Annotated in this window: 19 protein-coding genes and 1 pseudogene; 9 read left to right on the forward strand and 11 right to left on the reverse strand. The window is 41.6% G+C overall.

What is annotated here, in order from left to right:
- Positions 1-38 precede the first annotated feature (38 nt).
- From SFC66_RS15985 to SFC66_RS16000, 4 genes are all read left to right on the forward strand, one after another.
- Positions 39-1,316, forward strand: coding sequence for an ABC transporter substrate-binding protein (locus tag SFC66_RS15985; RefSeq protein ID WP_411219726.1), 1,278 nt, complete (start codon positions 39-41; stop codon positions 1,314-1,316).
- Between the two features lie 58 nt (positions 1,317-1,374).
- Entirely contained in the window at positions 1,375-2,721 is a 1,347-nt protein-coding gene (locus SFC66_RS15990; protein WP_411219727.1) for an MBL fold metallo-hydrolase, read from the forward strand.
- 132 nt (positions 2,722-2,853) lie between these two features.
- The gene (locus tag SFC66_RS15995; RefSeq protein WP_411219728.1) at positions 2,854-3,735 is read left to right on the forward strand and encodes a hypothetical protein; all 882 of its coding nucleotides are present in this window, start codon (positions 2,854-2,856) and stop codon (positions 3,733-3,735) included.
- Positions 3,736-4,023: 288 nt separating this feature from the next.
- Positions 4,024-4,371, forward strand: a complete 348-nt coding sequence (locus SFC66_RS16000; RefSeq protein WP_411219729.1) for a hypothetical protein — start codon at positions 4,024-4,026, stop codon at positions 4,369-4,371.
- Positions 4,372-4,516: 145 nt separating this feature from the next.
- Here the strand turns inward: SFC66_RS16000 and SFC66_RS16005 are convergent, their stop codons facing one another.
- From SFC66_RS16005 to SFC66_RS16015, 3 genes are all read right to left on the reverse strand, one after another.
- Entirely contained in the window at positions 4,517-5,722 is a 1,206-nt protein-coding gene (locus tag SFC66_RS16005) for a CynX/NimT family MFS transporter (protein WP_411219730.1), read from the reverse strand.
- 99 nt (positions 5,723-5,821) lie between these two features.
- Positions 5,822-6,193 carry an iron chaperone gene (locus tag SFC66_RS16010; protein ID WP_411219731.1) on the reverse strand — a complete coding sequence of 124 codons (372 nt, stop codon included), beginning with the start codon at positions 6,191-6,193 and terminating at the stop codon, positions 5,822-5,824.
- Positions 6,194-6,334: 141 nt separating this feature from the next.
- Positions 6,335-6,595: a DUF4190 domain-containing protein gene (locus tag SFC66_RS16015; protein ID WP_411219732.1), complete on the reverse strand. Its 261-nt coding sequence runs from the start codon at positions 6,593-6,595 to the stop codon at positions 6,335-6,337.
- Positions 6,596-6,702: 107 nt separating this feature from the next.
- Between SFC66_RS16015 and SFC66_RS16020 the strand changes: the two genes are divergently transcribed.
- Complete coding sequence (locus SFC66_RS16020) at positions 6,703-6,966, forward strand: hypothetical protein (RefSeq protein WP_411219733.1); 264 nt, start codon at positions 6,703-6,705, stop codon at positions 6,964-6,966.
- A gap of 69 nt (positions 6,967-7,035) precedes the next feature.
- On the opposite strand, the gene SFC66_RS16025 is transcribed toward SFC66_RS16020, so the two are convergent.
- The 3 genes from SFC66_RS16025 to abnB form a co-directional block, all read right to left on the reverse strand.
- A complete protein-coding gene (locus SFC66_RS16025) occupies positions 7,036-7,494 on the reverse strand; it encodes a hypothetical protein (RefSeq protein ID WP_411219734.1) in 459 nt (152 codons plus the stop codon).
- 19 nt (positions 7,495-7,513) lie between these two features.
- Entirely contained in the window at positions 7,514-8,146 is a 633-nt protein-coding gene (locus SFC66_RS16030; RefSeq protein WP_411219735.1) for a hypothetical protein, read from the reverse strand.
- Positions 8,147-8,295: 149 nt separating this feature from the next.
- Entirely contained in the window at positions 8,296-10,644 is a 2,349-nt protein-coding gene (gene abnB, locus SFC66_RS16035; RefSeq protein ID WP_411219736.1) for an arabinan endo-1,5-alpha-L-arabinosidase AbnB, read from the reverse strand.
- A 435-nt stretch (positions 10,645-11,079) separates the two neighbouring features.
- Between abnB and SFC66_RS16040 the strand changes: the two genes are divergently transcribed.
- On the forward strand, positions 11,080-11,490 hold the full coding sequence (locus tag SFC66_RS16040) for a DUF6508 domain-containing protein (RefSeq protein WP_411219737.1): 411 nt from the start codon (positions 11,080-11,082) through the stop codon (positions 11,488-11,490).
- A gap of 22 nt (positions 11,491-11,512) precedes the next feature.
- Here the strand turns inward: SFC66_RS16040 and SFC66_RS16045 are convergent, their stop codons facing one another.
- Positions 11,513-11,926 carry a hypothetical protein gene (locus SFC66_RS16045; protein ID WP_411219738.1) on the reverse strand — a complete coding sequence of 138 codons (414 nt, stop codon included), beginning with the start codon at positions 11,924-11,926 and terminating at the stop codon, positions 11,513-11,515.
- A gap of 75 nt (positions 11,927-12,001) precedes the next feature.
- Entirely contained in the window at positions 12,002-12,763 is a 762-nt protein-coding gene (locus tag SFC66_RS16050) for a hypothetical protein (RefSeq protein ID WP_411219739.1), read from the reverse strand.
- A 413-nt stretch (positions 12,764-13,176) separates the two neighbouring features.
- Here SFC66_RS16050 and SFC66_RS16055 point away from each other — a divergent pair, with 413 nt between their 5' ends.
- Both SFC66_RS16055 and SFC66_RS16060 read left to right on the forward strand, forming a co-directional pair.
- Positions 13,177-14,310: a T7SS effector LXG polymorphic toxin gene (locus SFC66_RS16055; protein ID WP_411219740.1), complete on the forward strand. Its 1,134-nt coding sequence runs from the start codon at positions 13,177-13,179 to the stop codon at positions 14,308-14,310.
- A 13-nt stretch (positions 14,311-14,323) separates the two neighbouring features.
- Positions 14,324-14,740: an immunity 70 family protein gene (locus tag SFC66_RS16060; RefSeq protein WP_411219741.1), complete on the forward strand. Its 417-nt coding sequence runs from the start codon at positions 14,324-14,326 to the stop codon at positions 14,738-14,740.
- Between the two features lie 288 nt (positions 14,741-15,028).
- Here the strand turns inward: SFC66_RS16060 and SFC66_RS16065 are convergent.
- Positions 15,029-15,254 (reverse strand): annotated as a pseudogene (locus SFC66_RS16065) (helix-turn-helix domain-containing protein).
- A gap of 299 nt (positions 15,255-15,553) precedes the next feature.
- Between SFC66_RS16065 and SFC66_RS16070 the strand changes: the two are divergent.
- The gene (locus SFC66_RS16070; RefSeq protein WP_411219742.1) at positions 15,554-15,841 is read left to right on the forward strand and encodes a hypothetical protein; all 288 of its coding nucleotides are present in this window, start codon (positions 15,554-15,556) and stop codon (positions 15,839-15,841) included.
- A gap of 994 nt (positions 15,842-16,835) precedes the next feature.
- Here SFC66_RS16070 and SFC66_RS16075 read toward each other — a convergent pair.
- Both SFC66_RS16075 and SFC66_RS16080 read right to left on the reverse strand, forming a co-directional pair.
- Complete coding sequence (locus SFC66_RS16075; RefSeq protein WP_411219743.1) at positions 16,836-17,933, reverse strand: ABC transporter permease; 1,098 nt, start codon at positions 17,931-17,933, stop codon at positions 16,836-16,838.
- Positions 17,930-19,198: an ABC transporter permease gene (locus SFC66_RS16080; protein ID WP_411219744.1), complete on the reverse strand. Its 1,269-nt coding sequence runs from the start codon at positions 19,196-19,198 to the stop codon at positions 17,930-17,932. Before SFC66_RS16080 ends, SFC66_RS16075 begins: the two co-directional genes overlap by 4 nt.

The following is a 19,198-nucleotide window of genomic DNA, read 5'->3' on the forward strand; positions in this document are numbered from 1 at the left end:
TCAAAAAACATCCAACCCCTTTAAGGAGGAAGACAAATATGAAAAAAGTAATATCTGTACTGTCCTTATTTTTGGTTCTGTTTTTAGCTGCTTGTAATAATAGTTCAGGTGCCAATGCTGGTGGAGGAGACTCAAATGGTCCTGTTGAAATCGAGTTTTGGCATGCTATGAGCGGTCCGCATGAAGAAGCAGTCAAGAAGTTTGCTGATGATTTCAATAGTTCACATGAAAACGTCACGATCAAGCCTGTCAACCAAGGAAGCTACGATGACTTGGAGCAGAAAATCATGGCTGCGGCCAAAGCTGGCAACCTGCCTGATATGGCACAGGCTACAACGAACGTTATCCCTGAATATATCGATAACCAGTTCATCGTCTCCTTGAATGACTTTATCGAAGATCCGGAAATCGGCTTATCTGAAGATGAGTTGAATGATTATATGCAAGTATTCCGCGATTCCAGCACGTGGGATGATACGTACTACAGCTTGCCTTTCAGCAAGAGTACACGCGTGCTTTATTACAACAAAACAATGCTTGAAGATAACGGAATGGAAGCACCTAAAACTTGGGACGAGCTTCAGGAAACTGCCAAGACTTTAACAAAAGACGGTGTGATTGGCATGGGCTTTGAGAATTCATTCGAAGCAGAATTCCAAGGCATCCTGAAACAAATGGGCGGCACATATATCGATGAAGAAACAAGCGAACCGCAATTCGCCTCTAAAGAAGGCCAAGAAGCAATGGGATTGATCAGCGGCATGATCGATGAAGGTATCGCCCGCACAGCTGGCGAAGACGAATATATGTCCAACCCATTCGGTAATGGTGATGTTGCGATGTACATCGGTTCTTCTGCAGGTATCCCGCACGTTGACGGCGCTATGAAAGATGGCATCGAATGGTCCACTGCCCCGATTCCTACATTGGATGGCGAAGCTGCTACAACATTTGCCGGAAATGACATCGTGATCTTCAACCAAAGCGAAGAAGCAGAACAAAAAGGCGCATTTGAATTCATGAAGTATTTGACTAGTCCTGAGATCACTTCCGAGTGGTCCATGCTTTCCGGATACTTGCCTATCCGTCAATCTGCATTGGATACAGACGAGTATCAGAAGTTCCTTGAAGAAAACCCAGCTTATACAGCAGGTACGGAACAGTTCGACGCAGGATTCTTCATCGCCCGCGTACCTGGTGGCGATGCAGTGCGTAACATCGTACTCGAAGAAGCAGATTACATCTTGCAAGGTATGAAGTCTGTTGAAGAAGGTTTGACAGAAGCACAAGAACGCGCAAAAGCGGAATTACAATAACACATAACAAGATAAAGGCAGGGTATCCCCCTGCCTTTTCCATTCAGAGGTGACAGATATGAAGACAACGATCAAGTTTTGGGGCGGACTGCGGACAATTGGCGGAAATATTGCAGAAATCACATATGGAAAAGACCGGATCATATTCGATTTCGGACTGGTCTATGATCCCGCCAACGTCATCATCGATACGCAACAACGCAAACAAAGCTATGTACTTGATATGTTAAAGCTGGATGCCATTCCGGCAATTGATGGAATCTATAGTAAGGAAGCATTGACAGGCACAAGCTTTTCCATGAAAAAGCCGCAGCCAGAGGAAGAATCAGCTTATCAAACAGCTGTGTTCATCTCCCATTTGCATTTAGATCATATGGGCGCAATCGATACGCTTTCACCGCAGATCTCCATTTATATGACGAAAGGGTCAAAGCAGCTTTATGATGCATTGGAGAATATTGGTGAAGGATTATCGGTACATAAAGAGACAATCGGCATGTCTTACGGTGAGACAATTCAAATCGGCGAAATTTCCGTCACACCTATCCAAGTCGATCATGATATTGTCGGAGCTTCTTCTTTCTTAATCGAAACGCCTGACGCAACGATTGTAAATTCTGGAGATTTGCGCATGCATGGCGCCAATCCAGAATACACGGAAGACTGGCTGACAAACATGGCCGCTCGTAACATCGACGCATTGCTGATTGAAGGCACAACGTTCAGACCAGATACAAACGATGCAGAAACAGCTGAAGAATCTGATATCCTGGTCAACGGGAAAACATTACTGCGGGAACATAATGGTCTAGGTATATTCAATCTTTACCACCGGAATATTGAAAGAATCCATACATTCCTACAGATGGCTGCACTGACTGGCAGAACACCAGTATTGGAAGCACCGACAGCTTACTTGGCTCATCAGTTCTTAGCTGATGCAAAGTTCGAGGTCTTCTTGGACGGCAGCAGTAAACATGCAGACATCGCCGAACAGCTGCCGCCGCAATACGACAGTGTAACAGCCGCAGACATTAATCAAGATCCAGCAAAGTACCTGCTGCAAAACAGCTTCCACCTTATTCATAACCTGCTGGACCTTGACTTGAAGAATAGCATCTATCTGCACGCAAATGGTATGCCGCTCGGATCATTTGACCCTGCATATACCTCGATGCAAGCACTGCTGAATCGATTTGGCGTTACCTATCATTCTCTGAACGTATCTGGACACGCCAAGAAGGAAGACATTCTTTATATCATCGATAGAATCAAACCACATGTCCTCATACCATGGCACAGCCATCATCCGGAATTGATCAAGCCGCTTGATCCGAAGCAAGAGGTTCATTATCCCAAGAAGCTGGGGATTTGGCAGCCAACGACTGCAATTATGACAGATTGATAACTTGAGATAAAACAACCATCCGCATGCAGATGGTTGTTTTTCTTTAGCCTGCTTTTAATTCTGATACAATTTATGTAAATTTATGTTAATATACAAAAAGATTGACTACATAAGTTTGGGGAAATGAACATGACGAAAACAAGAATCTCTCTCTTCATCATTGGTTCTATGGATTTGCTATTGATCATCATGCATGTGCTTGGTTATTATGTTCTCTTCTTGAAACCCACTGGTTATCTCATTCCGATTGCCGCCAATATCATTATCTTAACAATCATCGGCTTTCGTCATCCTAGAATCAATAACCTTCTAGTTGTTGCTGGGATATTATTAGGGACGGCGGTCATGCTAGTACATGCCTTCTTCATCTTGATCGAAGAATCCAGTTATAAAAAGATAACATCTCCCAATAATCAGCAAGCACTTGTGGTAGAATATCAGCATTTCACACTGGGCGAAACAACCTATACCTATAATTTTTATAAAACAAGGTTCGGTATTCTTGGCAGGGAACTAAGAGACCAATCCATTCGTATTCCAGTTCGACATGCAGGCAAATCCGGACAGTCACAGGCTGAAAGTGTTTTAGGCATGAACAATAGTGAATGGACGGACGGGAATACAGTTCGCTTCTCTACAATTGAAGGCATCAAGGAAATTCACTTAAGCCTATTCTACTCAGATGAGAAAGCATCGCCAGAGCCAAATTCAACAAATAGCAACACTCCTGCGTACGAAGTCGTCGACAAGCAAGAAATCGAGCGATTCATGGAGAAAGCTGAACAGAAAACAGATGGAGATGAAATTTCCATCAACGGAAACACACTCGTAACTCACTATGACGATTTATCAGGTCAATATTGGATTGAAGTGCAAAATCCCGATGATCAAGCTCCAATCCCCAGGCAGCAATGCACCCGCATTGTACGTAACGAGGAAAGACAGTACTACATGCTGGAGGAATGTACGCATAAGTGGGAGTATGAGCTCTATCCGATTACGAGTGAGTAGTAGCATAAAAATAAGAAAATCCGCTGGCTTATTGGCGGATTCTCACTTTTTTAGTTTAAGGACATGCATTTCATCGTTTACCACCTTCCACTTAACTGAGGATTTAGAATTTCTTACAATGTCCGAAGATAAAAAATCCCCAAAAGAAAGAGGAATGTGCAGATGAGATTTGTGAATAAATACAGCCATAAAATCTGTAAAATGTCTCTGAACCTGAAGTGGTTTTTATAAATAATAAACGACCGACCCACTTCCTCAACTAATACAATTATCCACGAGGTGTTATGTATGAGAAAAACACGTGTATTCGCAATAACTGGTTTTATTTGTTTCACCTTGATAGGGGGATGTCTGGCAATCCGGGGTGATAATTCTTATGATGAAGAAACAATCGTAAAGGCAGAAGCGGCAGCCAAAAGCTATGTTGAAAATAACTTCAAGAATATTGAATCTGTTGAGTTGGAAGAGCCCTATCAATCACCAATGGGCAGCATGAAAGTTGATGGAACTGTTAATGACGGGCAATCCGGTTTTTCCATAAGCTTAAACAATGACTTTACCGTTGCTTCGATGGGTCTTGAAGAGGGTTTTCCGGAACTTAAGGAAGCTTGTAAAGAAAAAAGCTGTGATAACTAGCGTTAGTCAGTAAGATGATTTAACCATAATTTGTATCCATTAAAATTATGGTTAAATCATCTCTCCCCTCATCAAACAACTAACTTCAATATGTAATCAGCGAAAAGGCAGCTAACGACTAATGTTAGCTGCCTTTTCTACTGGTTCAACTCTCTTGCTGATTGATAGATACGTTTTTCCCTGCTCCCATACCAACAGTCCACAGTACCGCAGCAATAACTAATAATAGCACCAACGGTACCGTCCAACCTGACGTGACGTCATGTATCAAGCCAAACAAAGTCGGCCCCACAGCGGCTAAAAGGTACCCGACAAATTGTGCCATACCGGATAATTCAGCGGCTTCTTGGGCTGAGTTCGTTCGCAATACAAAGAACATCGTTGCCAGACTGAACACGCCGCCACCAGCAAATCCGAATAGCAATGCACTAATAACACTCACCCAAGTGATTCCGGTCAATAACCCAGAGAAAGAAAGCACGAAGCACACAGCAATCATGCTTACAATTACTCTTTGCCCCGCTAAGCGGCCTGCAAGGATCGGCAGCAGAAACGAAGTCGGTAAACTGCAAAGCTGCATCAGAGCCAACAGCCAGCCGGAAGTCGATTCACTGAAACCTTGATATTGCAATATCGTGGGTAGCCATGTAATCATGATATAAAACAATAGCGACTGTAACCCCATGAACCCTGTTACTTTCCAGGCCAGGCCAGATGACCAGAGCCCCTTTCCTCGTTTCGGTATGCTGATCGATGGTGCCACACGCATACGCAGCTGAGGTATCCATAAAACCACGGCTGTCAGCGCCAACAGCACCCAGACAGCAAGTGAGCCATGCCAGCCAAATCCGAGTCCTTTTGATAACGGAATGCTGATGCCCGAAGCAAGTGCGGCCATCCCGTTCATCGTCATCGCATAGGCACCCGTCATCATGCCTACTTTTTCAGGAAATTCCCGCTTGATCAAACCTGGCAGCAAGACATTCCCCATCGCAATCCCTACTCCTGCCAATGCCGTTCCAGCGAAAAGCATCCATACAGGTGAGAAGGCGCGAAGTATAAGTCCGACAGCGATGATGCACAAGCCGGCAAATAATGTTCTTTCAATGCCGATGCTTTTCGCAATCCTCGGTGCAACCAGTGCAAAAACAGCAAAAGCAATCAAAGGCAGCGTAGTCAGCATACCAGTGGAAGCATTGCCGATTCCGGTGTCACTGCGGATATTATCAATCAGCGGACTTAAACCCGTTATCGGCGCGCGCAGATTGGCAGCAACAAATAAAATGCTTAGTACTAATAAAACGACTCCCAGACGAGTCGAATGATGTTTTATTGAATCAGATTGTTCCATAAATATTTCTCCTCACTAATTATCCCCTACTACCATAACACACAAAGAAACACCTTTTATATAAGAGGTGTTTCTTTGTGTGTTATGATAACTAAATTTTCATTCTCTCCAGAAAGTCGAACAGTCCGCCTTGTCCGTTATGTTAAATTCAATCATTTTCTCCAATAGTGGAAAATCAACAGGATCATCCCAGCGCATCCGTATCAATTGCTTCGTATGCTTATACCCTGCCTCCGCGATATCCGCAGAAAAACGATCAATGCCCGCCTTCTCTGGGGAGACCGCCATATGCTGTTTCGCTACACTGAATCCGATGATATACGTACCATGATCGGTAAACATAGGCTGATTCCAAGCAATTTTAGGCTCCAATTGCGGATACTTGCCCGCCACCCACTTCAACACTTCTTCCATTCGTTCTCGCTGCTGCGCGTCTTCTATTTTAGCCAGATAATCTGCAAATACTTCCATGCTATTCTCCCCCTATATAATTTTTAGGAGTTTATTCTTGGATGTGTACATGTCTAATCTTCCTTTCTACTATAACCACAAGCATACAAAAAGAAAAGCTGGCGGACATTATATTGTACGATAATCCGCCATTTCTATCTGCTAAATAAAGTTGCTCACAAGGCCAATGAGACAGCACACAATTCCCGCCACCATTATATTCCTACCTTTTTTGTTATGCCTTTTAATCTCTAAATGAGCCATATACGCCCAAATCAAACCTATTAGACCGTGAATACCACCCTTGCCAACAAGGATGATTCCTACTATCGATATTAACCCTGCCATTAAAGTGAATACAGCCTCAAAGCTGTACCCCTGCTTTTCTGTCTGCTCGGTTTCTATGTATTTCTGTGCACTCATCGAACAATCCTAACGTTTCATCATATATTTGGTTATAATAAACAGTAAAGGAATATTATCCTTCAATCAATAGATGAATGGTTAGATGATAAAGGAAGATGGTTTTGATGGAAATTTTGTGGAGTATCATAGTGGACATTGTATCTTTTTTCTTAGAAGCATTGATACCTTCGAAGAAAAAGCGAAGATACAAAAAGAATGTAAGACTTTTAAAAAAACAGAGCTGGTTCAGGGAGCTCGCAAAACAGTACAGCCCCATGTTTTATTCGACCCAATCTATACGGGCTAAAATCATCGATTACAATGAAGATGTAGATCTTCAGGAATACAAACAAAAGCTTGAGAAACTAGCGAAAAGAGATATTGGCTGAATTCGCAAAAAGGACCTTCGCTTAGAAAGGTCCTTTTACGTGAAATGAAAGTCACTGCAAAGCCCACCCTCACCTTCTCCAATTAACAATCTCACAGATCTCCCTATCCTCCAGCACAATATCATAAGGTGATGTAGTTTCCGGCCAATAGATCTTTCTCTTGATCCAATTCCCGCGATCTTCTGTGCCATTTATGCATGTGCATATTTCGATCATGCCGCTCTCCTGTACAGCATCATTTACATAATCATAAAGCAGCTGTACGCACTTTTGTTCTATGCAGCTATGATCTTCAACCAATTTGGTTGGAAGGCGATGACCTGAGATAGCGACTTGATGTTTATACGTGAAATCTGGTACATAGGAAAATCTTTTTTTCGTTTTCGGATCATAGTTACCCTCGAAAAACAATCCTGCCCAATCCAGTTCACTTTTGTAAACAGTCGGTTCATCCTCTGAAATGGGCGTCGGTCCAAAAACGCCAACAGGCAGCCGCTTCGGCGAGGATATATAGTAATATTGCGTCATAACGCTAGCTCCTTCACTTCTACGACTTAACCTGATCTCGCAGAGGCGGATAATCTTCCACAAAGCTCATGAACCAATACCCTGACTCATCTTGTTTGCATATCGCTTCTCTGCTTTCTACATTACCTTCAGGTGTGAAGAAATAGGCACTGACTCGGTCAAAATCAATTTCTGCATCGAAATAACGGTAGATCATCAATACATTCGATTGCTGATGGACATTCTTCTTAGAAATCAATTCATTCAGCAAACATATTCTCTCAGCAGATTCCACAAGCTGAATTCCGATAACATTATGCGGAACATAGCCATCTTCCGTTTCCGAAAAGAGCTTCTCAATCGTTTCGACATCCTTGTCCCACACATTTTCCCTTTCCAAATGCAGTGCAAGATGTAAGTAGTTCTCGTTATCCTTCCTCGCATCCCACTTCCACCAAGACAGATCCATCGGTCTCGACCGGCCCTTCAGCTTATCAAACTTCGAATCCTCGATATATGCTTCAAAGCCAAGCATCTGGCCTAGATTTGCAAAATAATCTATTTCTCGTTTCGTTACCATGGAACGATTATGTAAGTAAGATAGATTCATTCTGCGATAATTGCGAACATAGCCCTCTAAGAATTGCATAAGGTCGAAATGCTGCTTATTCACTGAACATCCTCCCATTTGTCAACTTTACTAAATAATACCACAGTCCATTATACAGAATACGTCTATTTCCATCGCAGCCCAAGTCCAGCAAAGCATTGCACTAACAAAAGAAGACCCGACAAGATTACTGCCGGGTCCTCACATTCATTCTATTGTTCAGCTAATTCCTTGATCTCCGCATCTTTCAATGCTTTCCGATAAACCAGCACATCGTCCATCTGCCCGCTAAAATACGGATCCGCAGTATACCTGCTTCGACCTAGATAATTTCTATCACCAAGAATATCTGATGGATTGTTTGTAATAGATTCATTCAAACCAGCGAGTTCACCATTTACATACAGTTTCCCAGCATCACCCTTCAGCGTCACTGCAACGTGCACCCAATCGTCAGTCAACAACGGGCCATCAGCCGTGATACTTTGATCACTGCCATTATGAATGGTGAATCTCAGCTTGCCGCTGTCATCAGCAGGAGTAAGAAACATGTTCTTGCCATTACTTGCGCCAATATCAAAGATTCGCTGCCATGGTGTTCCACCTTTCCAGTTGACCCAGGCGGAGAAAGTGAAATCTTCCGCATCGGCTATTAAAGGGGAAAGTTCTGCATAAGCGTTTTTGCCATCCAACGCTAACCTGTCTTCATCCGTCTGGATAGCAGCGCCTTTGAGCTGCGCGGGCAGATTACTGCCGGAGGAATCTTCTGCTTCCTTCCTGCCCGGACGATCGAAGTTGTACTGCGCAATTTCAGGTTCGGAAGCTTGTTGCTTCACTGTCACCTGGAATGTTTTTGTGTCTTTTTTCTTCCCAGCTATAATCTTTGCTGTAAGTAAAGCTTTTCCATCTCCGCTTCCTGCCTCTGGTCGATGAATCGTGCCGTCCGCTTCAATCAGATTTGGGTTGGATGAACTCCACTTAATGGTGGATTCACGCGTGCCTTTTGTCGGCAGCTCTGCATTTTGATACAAGTTATCGCTGTTCGAAATGGTCAGATCCTTTTTCACTGCTGCAACTATTTCTTTATCTTTCATATCTTCCATGCGATTGCCCCAGACTGCGACACCTTTATCAGATAAAGCAGTGAACGTCGTTTCATATTGCTGCTCCGCTTCATCCCACTGTTTCAGGAAGAAACCATCATATCGCTCACCATCAATCGTCAAAATAACTTCATTATCCTTGCCGTGCTTCCACTTCCCTCTTACGCTGCCTTCAACTTTACCGTTCTCTTTCAATGTGATTTGTTTGGATGTTTTCACATCAGCAGATATATCTTTTCCATGGTTCACAAACTGATAATCTCCAGCCATATCTTTCCGTTTGATCTTCGCTTCATTCTCATTTGTATGACGAGAAGGCGCGACGACCGGCCAGCCTCTATCATTCATATGCATCTGATGCACACGTACTTCATGCTCCTCTCCGCGCTCAGGGAAACGGGAATGGAAAATGAGATAGTGATTCTTCGTATCTTCATCGTAGAAAGCTGTATTATGTCCAGGCGAAACATAGCCGATACCCGGCTCCTCGCCAGGATCACCGACTTTCTTTTCAAACATATGATTTCCGAGTAGCTTCACACCATAAGGTTCAATCGACTTATCATCAAACAACGGCAGATTCGGATCTGCTTTCACATCAATCATGTCATTTCCTTCTGCATCATAAAAAGGGCCATCTGGTGACTTGGAACGGGCCACCCGGATATTATAGCCGCCATCAGCATCCAATCCTCCAAATGAGAGGAACATATAATAATAATCGGTCTCCGGACTGTACATCATTGCTGGCCCTTCAATCCGGCTGTGATTGCCGCCCATCAGTTTTTTCCCATAACCTTGACCCGGAAGCGGCTTGCCTGTCTCTTCATCCATTTCCATGATGAAAATACCGCCAGAGTAAGAGCCATACACCATCCACAGCTTACCGTCCTCATCGTAGAACACATCAGGGTCTACGACATTCGGATGCTTCGTCGCATCATAAATCGTCCCGTCCTCACTCGGCTCATCCCACATACCCGACTTCAGAATGATACCAGTGTCCTTATATGGTCCCTCAATATCATCCGCTACTGCCACACCCATTGCAGAACGCGGCGAATCACCTTTACACGCATTGTAATACATATAATACTTCCCATCAGCCAGCTGAATGACATCCGCTGCCCAAAGCGTGTCCGACTGCGCCCATTCGAGGGTCCCTTTAAGTTCTTCCGTCACGTTGGGAATCAGCTTATTACCATCACGCACACCCGAGTCGACCATTTTCCATTTCATGAGATCATCTGTTTTCGCAGCAGCAAGATGGGAGCCGAAGACATAATACTGATCGTCTGCTTCAATGAAGGATGGATCGTGGACAGATGCATTCTCAAAGACAGGTATCTTCTCTTTTCCGACCATATCTTTTGCTGAAGTCTCTGCACCTGGTAATGCAGGAATAAGCAATACCGCAGACAACATGGACGTTACGAGTATACGTTTATTAAACTTCATATCTTTCCTCCTCTATATTTGATAACGCTTACATATAACTGACTTTAGATTAGGAGGAATGAGGAAAGTTGTCAATAAGTATAAAATCCCTGTTTCTTCAATATAATTTTTCAAACCTCACGGCGACAGCGCTTGTATGTTCTAGCATTAAACCGAACACAACATGTACGCACAAGTTTCACCATTGTATTTTCAGTTATTATATACTTCCCAACCATCTCGGAAAATCCACACGCCATATTTTTCAAAGGGACAAGAGCAACCGTTACTGAAAACGATTGGCAGAAAAGAGCTAATACATTATTATACTCGTAAGAACGCAGTAGAATTAGGATTATAGGCTCACTCGGTAAAACTGTATTTAAATCCATAATAATGTGTATATATCTTAATTAATGTAAGCTCGACGCTTAAGACATAAAAAGGAGAATGAATGTGGCGAATAATCCAAGCGACATACAGCTCATAAATGAACTAGATAGAACTAAAACAGATGCATGGAAAGAATTACGTCTTGTTGAGAAGGAAATGACAGACGAAGATCGTCATGTCAAATGGACAGGCGGAGAAAATACCTTTAGTTACCCTATCTATAGTAAGCGAGTTAATCAAGCAACAAGTTTATTATCAACTATCGGCGCAATCACTCCCCTCTACCCATGGATGGCTAACGGATTACCAGACGACTCCCCGGCAGAGGAGCTAAGCGCAGCAGATGCAATCCGCGCCGCTACTTATATTGTGCGCAGTGAACGATTTGGTGATGGCGCCATTGCGAAGGCAGCTGAAATCGGATTATTGGATGGTATTTTGCGCAGCTTGATTCATTGGTATGACGAGGGATGAAGCACTAGTCTGCCCCCTCTGACTAGCTTTTCATTCTGGTCCGGTAAAATCTAAACAGACGTCTTATCAGTAAAAACAGCATACCGAACGGAGCCAGGAAGATGCTCAGAATAAATATAAAAATGTAATGCATACCAAATTGAATTTTATCCAACTCTCTGCCGACAAGCTCATTTTTCGGGTTCTTAATAATGCGTCCCAATCTGACACCTAAAATCACATCATAAAGAAATTTAGCAAAAGGATATAGAATATACGAAATTATCATCACAGATGACAATTCAAATTCATCCACAAAATACAATAGCAGCATGAATCCCATGCATCCCGGCAATCCCATTAAAAACGCTTTCGATACATATGCCCTATCAAACGGCATGCTGCTTGGTTTGGGCGGCCGCCGATCTGCGCGGCGTTTTGGACTGTGTATTATCATGAGCATGCTCCTTCCTTAAAAATAATAATCAAGATTAATATAAAGATATATTTCAGCATCTTCAAAGATTCTCAATCACACAATATGACCCCCATGCATAGAAAACACAAAGAAGTCCTCATCATCAGACATTGTCCAGCCATCGAAGAAGGCACTCGTGTGTAAAATATCCAAAAAAAGATTATCAAATTGAATAATCAGCAGCGGGCATTCTTCAAATACTTGAATATCAACGATTGTCTTATCTACCAGCAATTCTTTCACCGATTTCCATTGCCATGGCTGGGATTGTATATCTGAATCCCCGATTAATATGACGTCTGTATCCCGAATACGCCATGGGCATTCCACCTTGATGAATCCTTTTTTCAAATCAATACTGAATTGTGTCTCAAAATCAACTGCAGTAACTTTCTGACCGATAAGTTCTTTGAAAGTATATTTACTTGGGTTTCTATGCCACAACCTGCGTGCATATGTCACAATTAAGCTATGTATCTTCTCCAAAGTATACCCTTCTGAATTATCTCCATATTGATATTCATCTATTGCATCACTTACTTCTTGCCAGTTCATCTGTAATTCCGATAAGTCGTTTGTCATTGCACAGTCATAAATTTCTTTTGCAATGGATACTGCTTTGTCATTAGGCATAATTAATCCAGAATGAAGTTGTCTTACATGAAAGGACACGCATTCTTCTTTGGACGGTACCTCGTACTGCTTGCTCTTCCTAGCAGCTTCAAACATCTCTTCTACCTCAAATATATTCAGCTGCCCTCTCACACTGGCTAGCTTAGTGATTTCGACTGTTGGTTCTGAATATAAATGATCCATTGCCCAAGCAACATAGTCTGTTGCCTGTACTGTATCTGTGTATTTTTTGTAGTACAGCTCTAAAAGTTCTATGGTAATCAGCTCCTTACTATGTGGTCGCCACACTCGGGCAATGCCAATAACACTGGGTTTTAAACACCTACTGATGACTTCACTCGGTTATATTTCACTTTTGAATCAATATGTAAATTATCTGGTATTTTTAATAGAATGTACAGAAATAAAAGACTTATAAGCAGCCTTCAGTAAATTGTTCTTCCATAAGTCCAACCATTGTATTATTTTGTCTTAGAATAATAGTACAAAAGTAGCTTTTTCACTTTTAACTCTACTCACCAAATTTTTCCTTTACTATAATGAATTCTAAAGGATCTATTGGAAAATATAGGTGGTGAATTTAATTAAGAATCTTTGTGGAAACGATTATTAAAGGGAAAGACAAGCTGTCTACCACCCTATCCAATATGTACGATATGGATTCCAGTGCCACTAGTATGCTGGATGATACAATAACAGATATAGAAACGATGAAAAACTACATCACCAAATTAGAATATGGAATTAACAACAATGACATCTCCATCACCAGCTACAAATCCGACCAACTTACCAACCAGAACTACTACAAAGATTTCAAGCTCTTGACCGAGGGCCGCCAATCACAAACTAGCGATAAGCCAGTGCCGCTCACAAGAGAAGAATTCCAAGCCCTGCAAGAACAAGATCTCATCAAAGATGACCAAATCATTCAGGATGATGAATTAGAATGGGGCGGGACATACCTCACCTTAAAAGATGGCCGGATTATAAGAGTCTACAAAGATACAAACTCAACCGATCCAGTCAGAACAGAAGCCTATGAGTTCGTTTCCCACATACCGGATGAACGGGTAAATAACAACGCAGATGAGGCTCGAAAAGGACTTGAAGAATTTGTGATGGGTGATATTGAAACCCTGAAAGACCCCGAAGCAGGAATTCTCGAAAAGTCCTTGGCAGCAGGTATGCTAACCCCTTGGGGGAAACCGGTTAAGATTGCTGATAAAGGAACTGGTAAGTTTGCTTCTAAAGGTGTGAAAGAACTTGATGATCTTATTGATAGGATGCTTCCTGATAAGAAGCCTGGGAAGGTTGATGAGGCTAAGAGTGCTGGTAAGGGTATAGATAAAACTAGACCATCTTGGAGACAGTCTGAAATTGATGTAGGAAAAGAATATCCTGGATATCGTGACCAAGTATCATATAAGGAAGGTAATGAAGTAAGTCATGGCACTAAAAATAGTTCAAGACCAGATTTCTATATCGATGGTCATAGCATAGAAGTTAAGAATTATAAAGTGACCACATCTTCTGGTAGAAGTAACTTAATAAGAAATGTGTCAAAGCAAATAAATAAGCGGTTAAGTGATTTACCTGAACAAACAAAGCAATCTGTTATTATTGATGTTAGGGGTCAAAATGTCTCAAGGGATGTTTTAAGAGACATTAAACAAAAAATAAATGAAAGAACAAATGATGTAACAGAAATAATTTTTAAAATGGATTAGAGGTGAAAGTTAGATGGCGGTAGGAATATTAGTAGATTGTTTTTATTACGAATTAGGTCATAGCGATTTTGTACATTCATTTTTTTCAACAATCTCCTATCATTTAGAAAAAGATGGATGGGGTACAAAATATCCTTTAATGATGAATGAGTTGTATAATGACAAACTAAACTGGAATGATGTTTCTGTTGTAAAAGCTAGTTTAATTGAAATTGAACAGGAATTATCAAAACACTCGCCGGAACAAGTTATATGGGATATTGATGACCTATCACAAAAACCACCGTGGGGGGATAAAATAAGTCCAAAAGTAACTAATCTAGCGAATTATTTTGCAACAACTGATGGGAAAACATTTTTTGAAGTACTACGTACAGCAATTGATGTAGCAGAAGAAGATAAATGTGATTTAAAAATTCACAAACTATAATTATTTTTAACCATGGGACACTATCCCGTGGTTTTTTTATGATACAGAGTGCCGAATAAAAAAATTTTTATTCAGATAATAGACTTAAACCTTGTAAGCCCTAAACGATGTTTTAAGCAATTCTTTAGTACGTACAATATCTTTAAAACGTATATTTTTTAAGCAAATTATAATAAAATTATCAGCTACCACCATTTTAATTCTCCTATGTTTAGCTTTGCTTCCCCCCTGCCTTTTAAATTTTTTCGCAACTTTGACGTACATAGAACGATTACTAGTGCAAGAGGATTACTCCACCTCGATTAACTCCTGAATATCGATTTCTAATACTTTGCATACTGTTTCTAGAGTTGTTAGATAAACCCTGTCCACGTTGTCTGAACAAAGATGGCTGATTTTTATTTGGTCGCAGCCCTGTCATTCGTGCTAATTCGCGTTGTGAAAGGTTACGTTCTTTAAGGATTTCCTTTAGCTTGTTTGATTTTAACCAAAGATAGAAAGATGATAAGTAGATTAGAAGATGAATTCTCCGATTTTTCTTCAAACTGAAATAGTATGAAATTCATTAAAGAAGAAAACGAAATTAATGCTGGGGCAAGTGAGATAATAGTTGATAAACCAACTTAAATTGCTCGTATGGATGATGTGAGGATAGAGACATACAAATTTGTTTCCCACATATGAACGTGTGAATAACAACGTAGATGAGGATCGAGGCGGTATCAAAACTCTAATAGAACCTGAAGTGGGAGTCATTAAAAAGTCCGTCGCAGCAGGCATGCTTATCCAATAAAATAAAAAGGTGAGAGTAATATGATTGTTTTAGAAGGTTTTTTGCAGGCAGAAATTAATGAACAAGATTTATATGAAGAGATAATATCTTTTATAACTTCATATCATATCCGTTGTGGAGAATTTGAGGGGAATGAATATATCATAAAAAAAATGGATCAAACAAATTTTATTATATTCCCAGAATATATAGATGCAGATGGTGAAAGAGAAATACACGGAGCAATATCAGTTTATAGAAACAATTTAATCAAAGAGATCAATGACTGTGCTCAGGTTAAAGGAATACAAGTCATTGATGTAAATTAGTAATTACTATGTAGTCTTATTGAGAAGAGTTGCCAAACAGAGCAGCAGCTTTTCGTTAACTATAGCTGACTGGTAATCATTCGAATTGCTCATTATCAAAAGTACTCCCTCTGCTATACTGGTTTTGAGTTGTAATTATTATAAAATTTGTCTTTTTTGTGTTGGTTTCCTATTTTATCTGTTATACTGCTTGGAAGTTGTAAGGCGAAGGATTATGACGAAAAAACAGTAAACAAAGCTAAAGCCACTGCTGAAAGCTATTTTACTGCTAATTTTGAAAGTGTCGAGTCAATCGTTTTAGGTGAACCTTATACTGCGTCTATGGGCAGTATGACTATAGATGGAGCAGTGAATAATTCTGGGTTCTCAATGAGATTTTAGGAAGAAATACGAGTAGCAGGGATTAGTATGGAAGAAGGTTTCCCTGAATTTAAGGAAGAGTGTAAGGAGCGTTTCTGCGATTATTAATTATTGGTATCAAGAAGTCTCAAACTAAGAGGACTAGAATCAGTAATGTTAAGACTCGGAAAGGCTGTGAATTTGTGAAGCGAATATTCGAGGGCAAGACCAAGATTTCATCTATAACGGCACTTTGGACCATTGTTATTGCGGTACTATTTTATATTTTATTAGACGATGAACCTATTTTCTACAGCGAATGGTCGACTTTCGCCAAAAGATTATTTCCAATAACAGCAGTTTTGGTTGCCATATCCCCATTATTCGGTCTTGTAACTGCTCCATTTGCCACTACCAAAGGATGGAAAATCGCTTTAATTCTAATACATGTAGTTTTTTGCTTACTATTGATGCCATTAGTATTCTTTGTGGTCATGTTTGTTTGTGCAACTGCAGGTTATTGACATAAGGGCACACAAAATCATAATAAATAACCACAAAAAGGTGGCTGATATTGCATATAATCTGCCACCTTTATCTGAGTTCCTTTGATTCTATTCCTTTCAAACTCTAACCCATCAAGATCTGCACTTCCCTAACTACTCCGCCGCTCCACAAGATTAATCCCAACTCCCATTGCCACAATTCCTATCAGCAGCATATACAGCAGCGACATCGTGACTTCCTGAAGACCTGCGCCGTAAAATACAATCGACATGATTGCTTCCATGGCATGGGCTAGCGGGAATAGATCAGCGATGAAAAGTAATACCGGATTCGTAATCGTTCCTGGCATCATATAGGCTCCGCTGACGAGCGGAACCAGGGGAATCAGTGCCGGGTAGATGGCATAAAACTGTTCTGGCGTCCTGACAAAACCGGTAATCAGCATCGCTATGCTGATCATGCCGAAGGTGAAGCATGCGCTAATCAGTATGATCAGCCACAGATTATCTCCTATATCGTACTTCATGATGTATTTAAACACGATCAGTACGACGACGATTTGAAGCATCGTAATCAAAAAGCTGTATAGCAAATATCCGGTGTACATACTCGTTTTCTTCACAGGCGATAAAATCATCCGATCCCAAATACCAGAAACTCTATCTTGCGTCACATTATTCACTTTGAAGCCAATGATGAACATGGAGATCAAGAAGATGAAAGCAAACAGCAGCTGTGTGCGAATGTTGAACTTAGGGATTTGTTCGTCGTCCACGCCTTGCGATTCCAGCTGAAAAGGTGCATCAGCCAGATAGTCTTTCATTTCTTTTCGTACGTCTCCCTCTTCTTGCGATTCTACCGCCCTGATTTGCGCTTCCTGCTGAAACACGCTTGCCACATGCTGTTCCACAGAAGAAACGCCCGGCATGTTCCTCGCGATCAGCAGCTCGTAATCATTGTCACTCAAGCTCACAGCCACATCGCTATTACCATTTCGCACATCTTCCCGTGCTTTCTCCGGATCCACCACTTCAAATTCGAAGGAGTCATTCGTATTCAGCAATGTTTCCCATTTCTCCTCAATTTCCGAGGCATTGGACTCTTCACTAAAAATGGCAACTCTCGTCTGTGATTGGACCCCTCCGCCCAATATAAGCGTCGCGACAATACTTCCTGCGATAAATAACAGAATGAGCAAGGGATTTCGTTTGTCCTTTAAAAACTGCGCCCATAATACAGATTTCATTGTGCTTTCCCCCTTTTCGGAAACAAAGCTAAACCAATGAAAGTGAACACTAGGAATATGCCAATCAAGAATATGCTTGGCTGGACGATGAAGGAGACATCCTCAAATTGGACCCATCCTGTCAGCATCTTCAGAAATAGCCCGTTCGGAGTCCATTCCCCTATGGTCCGCATCCATTCCGGCATCATATAGATTGGAACAAATCCCCCTCCTAGCGTACCTAAAAGCAATAAAATAAACATGAACAATCCATTGGCTGCATCTATATTCGCCATCCGTAATAAGATTACCGTGAAGATAGCCGCCAACCCGGACATTACCAAGGCAAGCAGAACGATCATCACCAAGATGCCTCCCCAAAAGGCGAGCGTGCGACCAGGAAATACATCCAAGAGGAAGTGCGACACAATCAAGACAAAGATGATTTGCAGGATCACAAGACAAATCGTCGATACCATCTTACCAATCAGGAACCGCATGGGATGCGTGTTAGTCAATAATATCCGATTGAATACTTGGCCCCTGATTTCCAATCCCGTTTTCATCGCCACCGTCGTTACTACGAACAATGCAAATAATGCTCCCATCGAGATGGTAAAATACTGCGTTAACGTGAAGTTATGCTCCGTACCTAAATCCTCATATCCGCCTTCCGGGAGCACCACGTCCATATCTGCTCCACCCGTCATTTCCTGAATCGCAAATTGGTGATTTAGTTGGTTGATAAATCCCTGAACGAGCTGCTGCAATGCACTGCTGTCGAGCGTCTCCTCTTCCATCTTATAAATCAGTGATTTGGTTGCAGATTCGTCTGCGAAGCTCGCATAAAGACTATCCGCCGTATACCCGTCTGGTATGATCAGCATGCCATCGAGTTCGCCTTCTTTCACTTTATCGGCAGCTTCCTTTTCCTCCAGATGATGAACCGTCACCCAATCTTTTAATTCGTCACTTTCCAGATAATCCGACAGAAGTTGAACAGGCTGCACGCCGCCGGCTGCTTCCACTATTGCATTTGCTTCCTGTTCTCCCATAGCTGCGTCACTGACCAGTCTTTCGTTCAGTTGGTCCATAGCCTCTTTTTCATCATCCTGATTCACGATTGCTAGCTGTAAATCCATCGATACCTTGTCATCATCACCAAACAATCCAGCAAAGGCAAAATTCAGGACCACGACCAAAATGATAGGAAGCACCAGGACAGAAAGCAGCTCTTTCCAATCTCGCAAAAAAATCAATAAGTCCTTCTTTATGAAACTCCGCAT

The sequence above is a fragment of the Terribacillus saccharophilus genome, from assembly GCF_046592895.1.
In the GTDB taxonomy this organism is placed as follows: domain Bacteria; phylum Bacillota; class Bacilli; order Bacillales; family Amphibacillaceae; genus Terribacillus; species Terribacillus saccharophilus_D.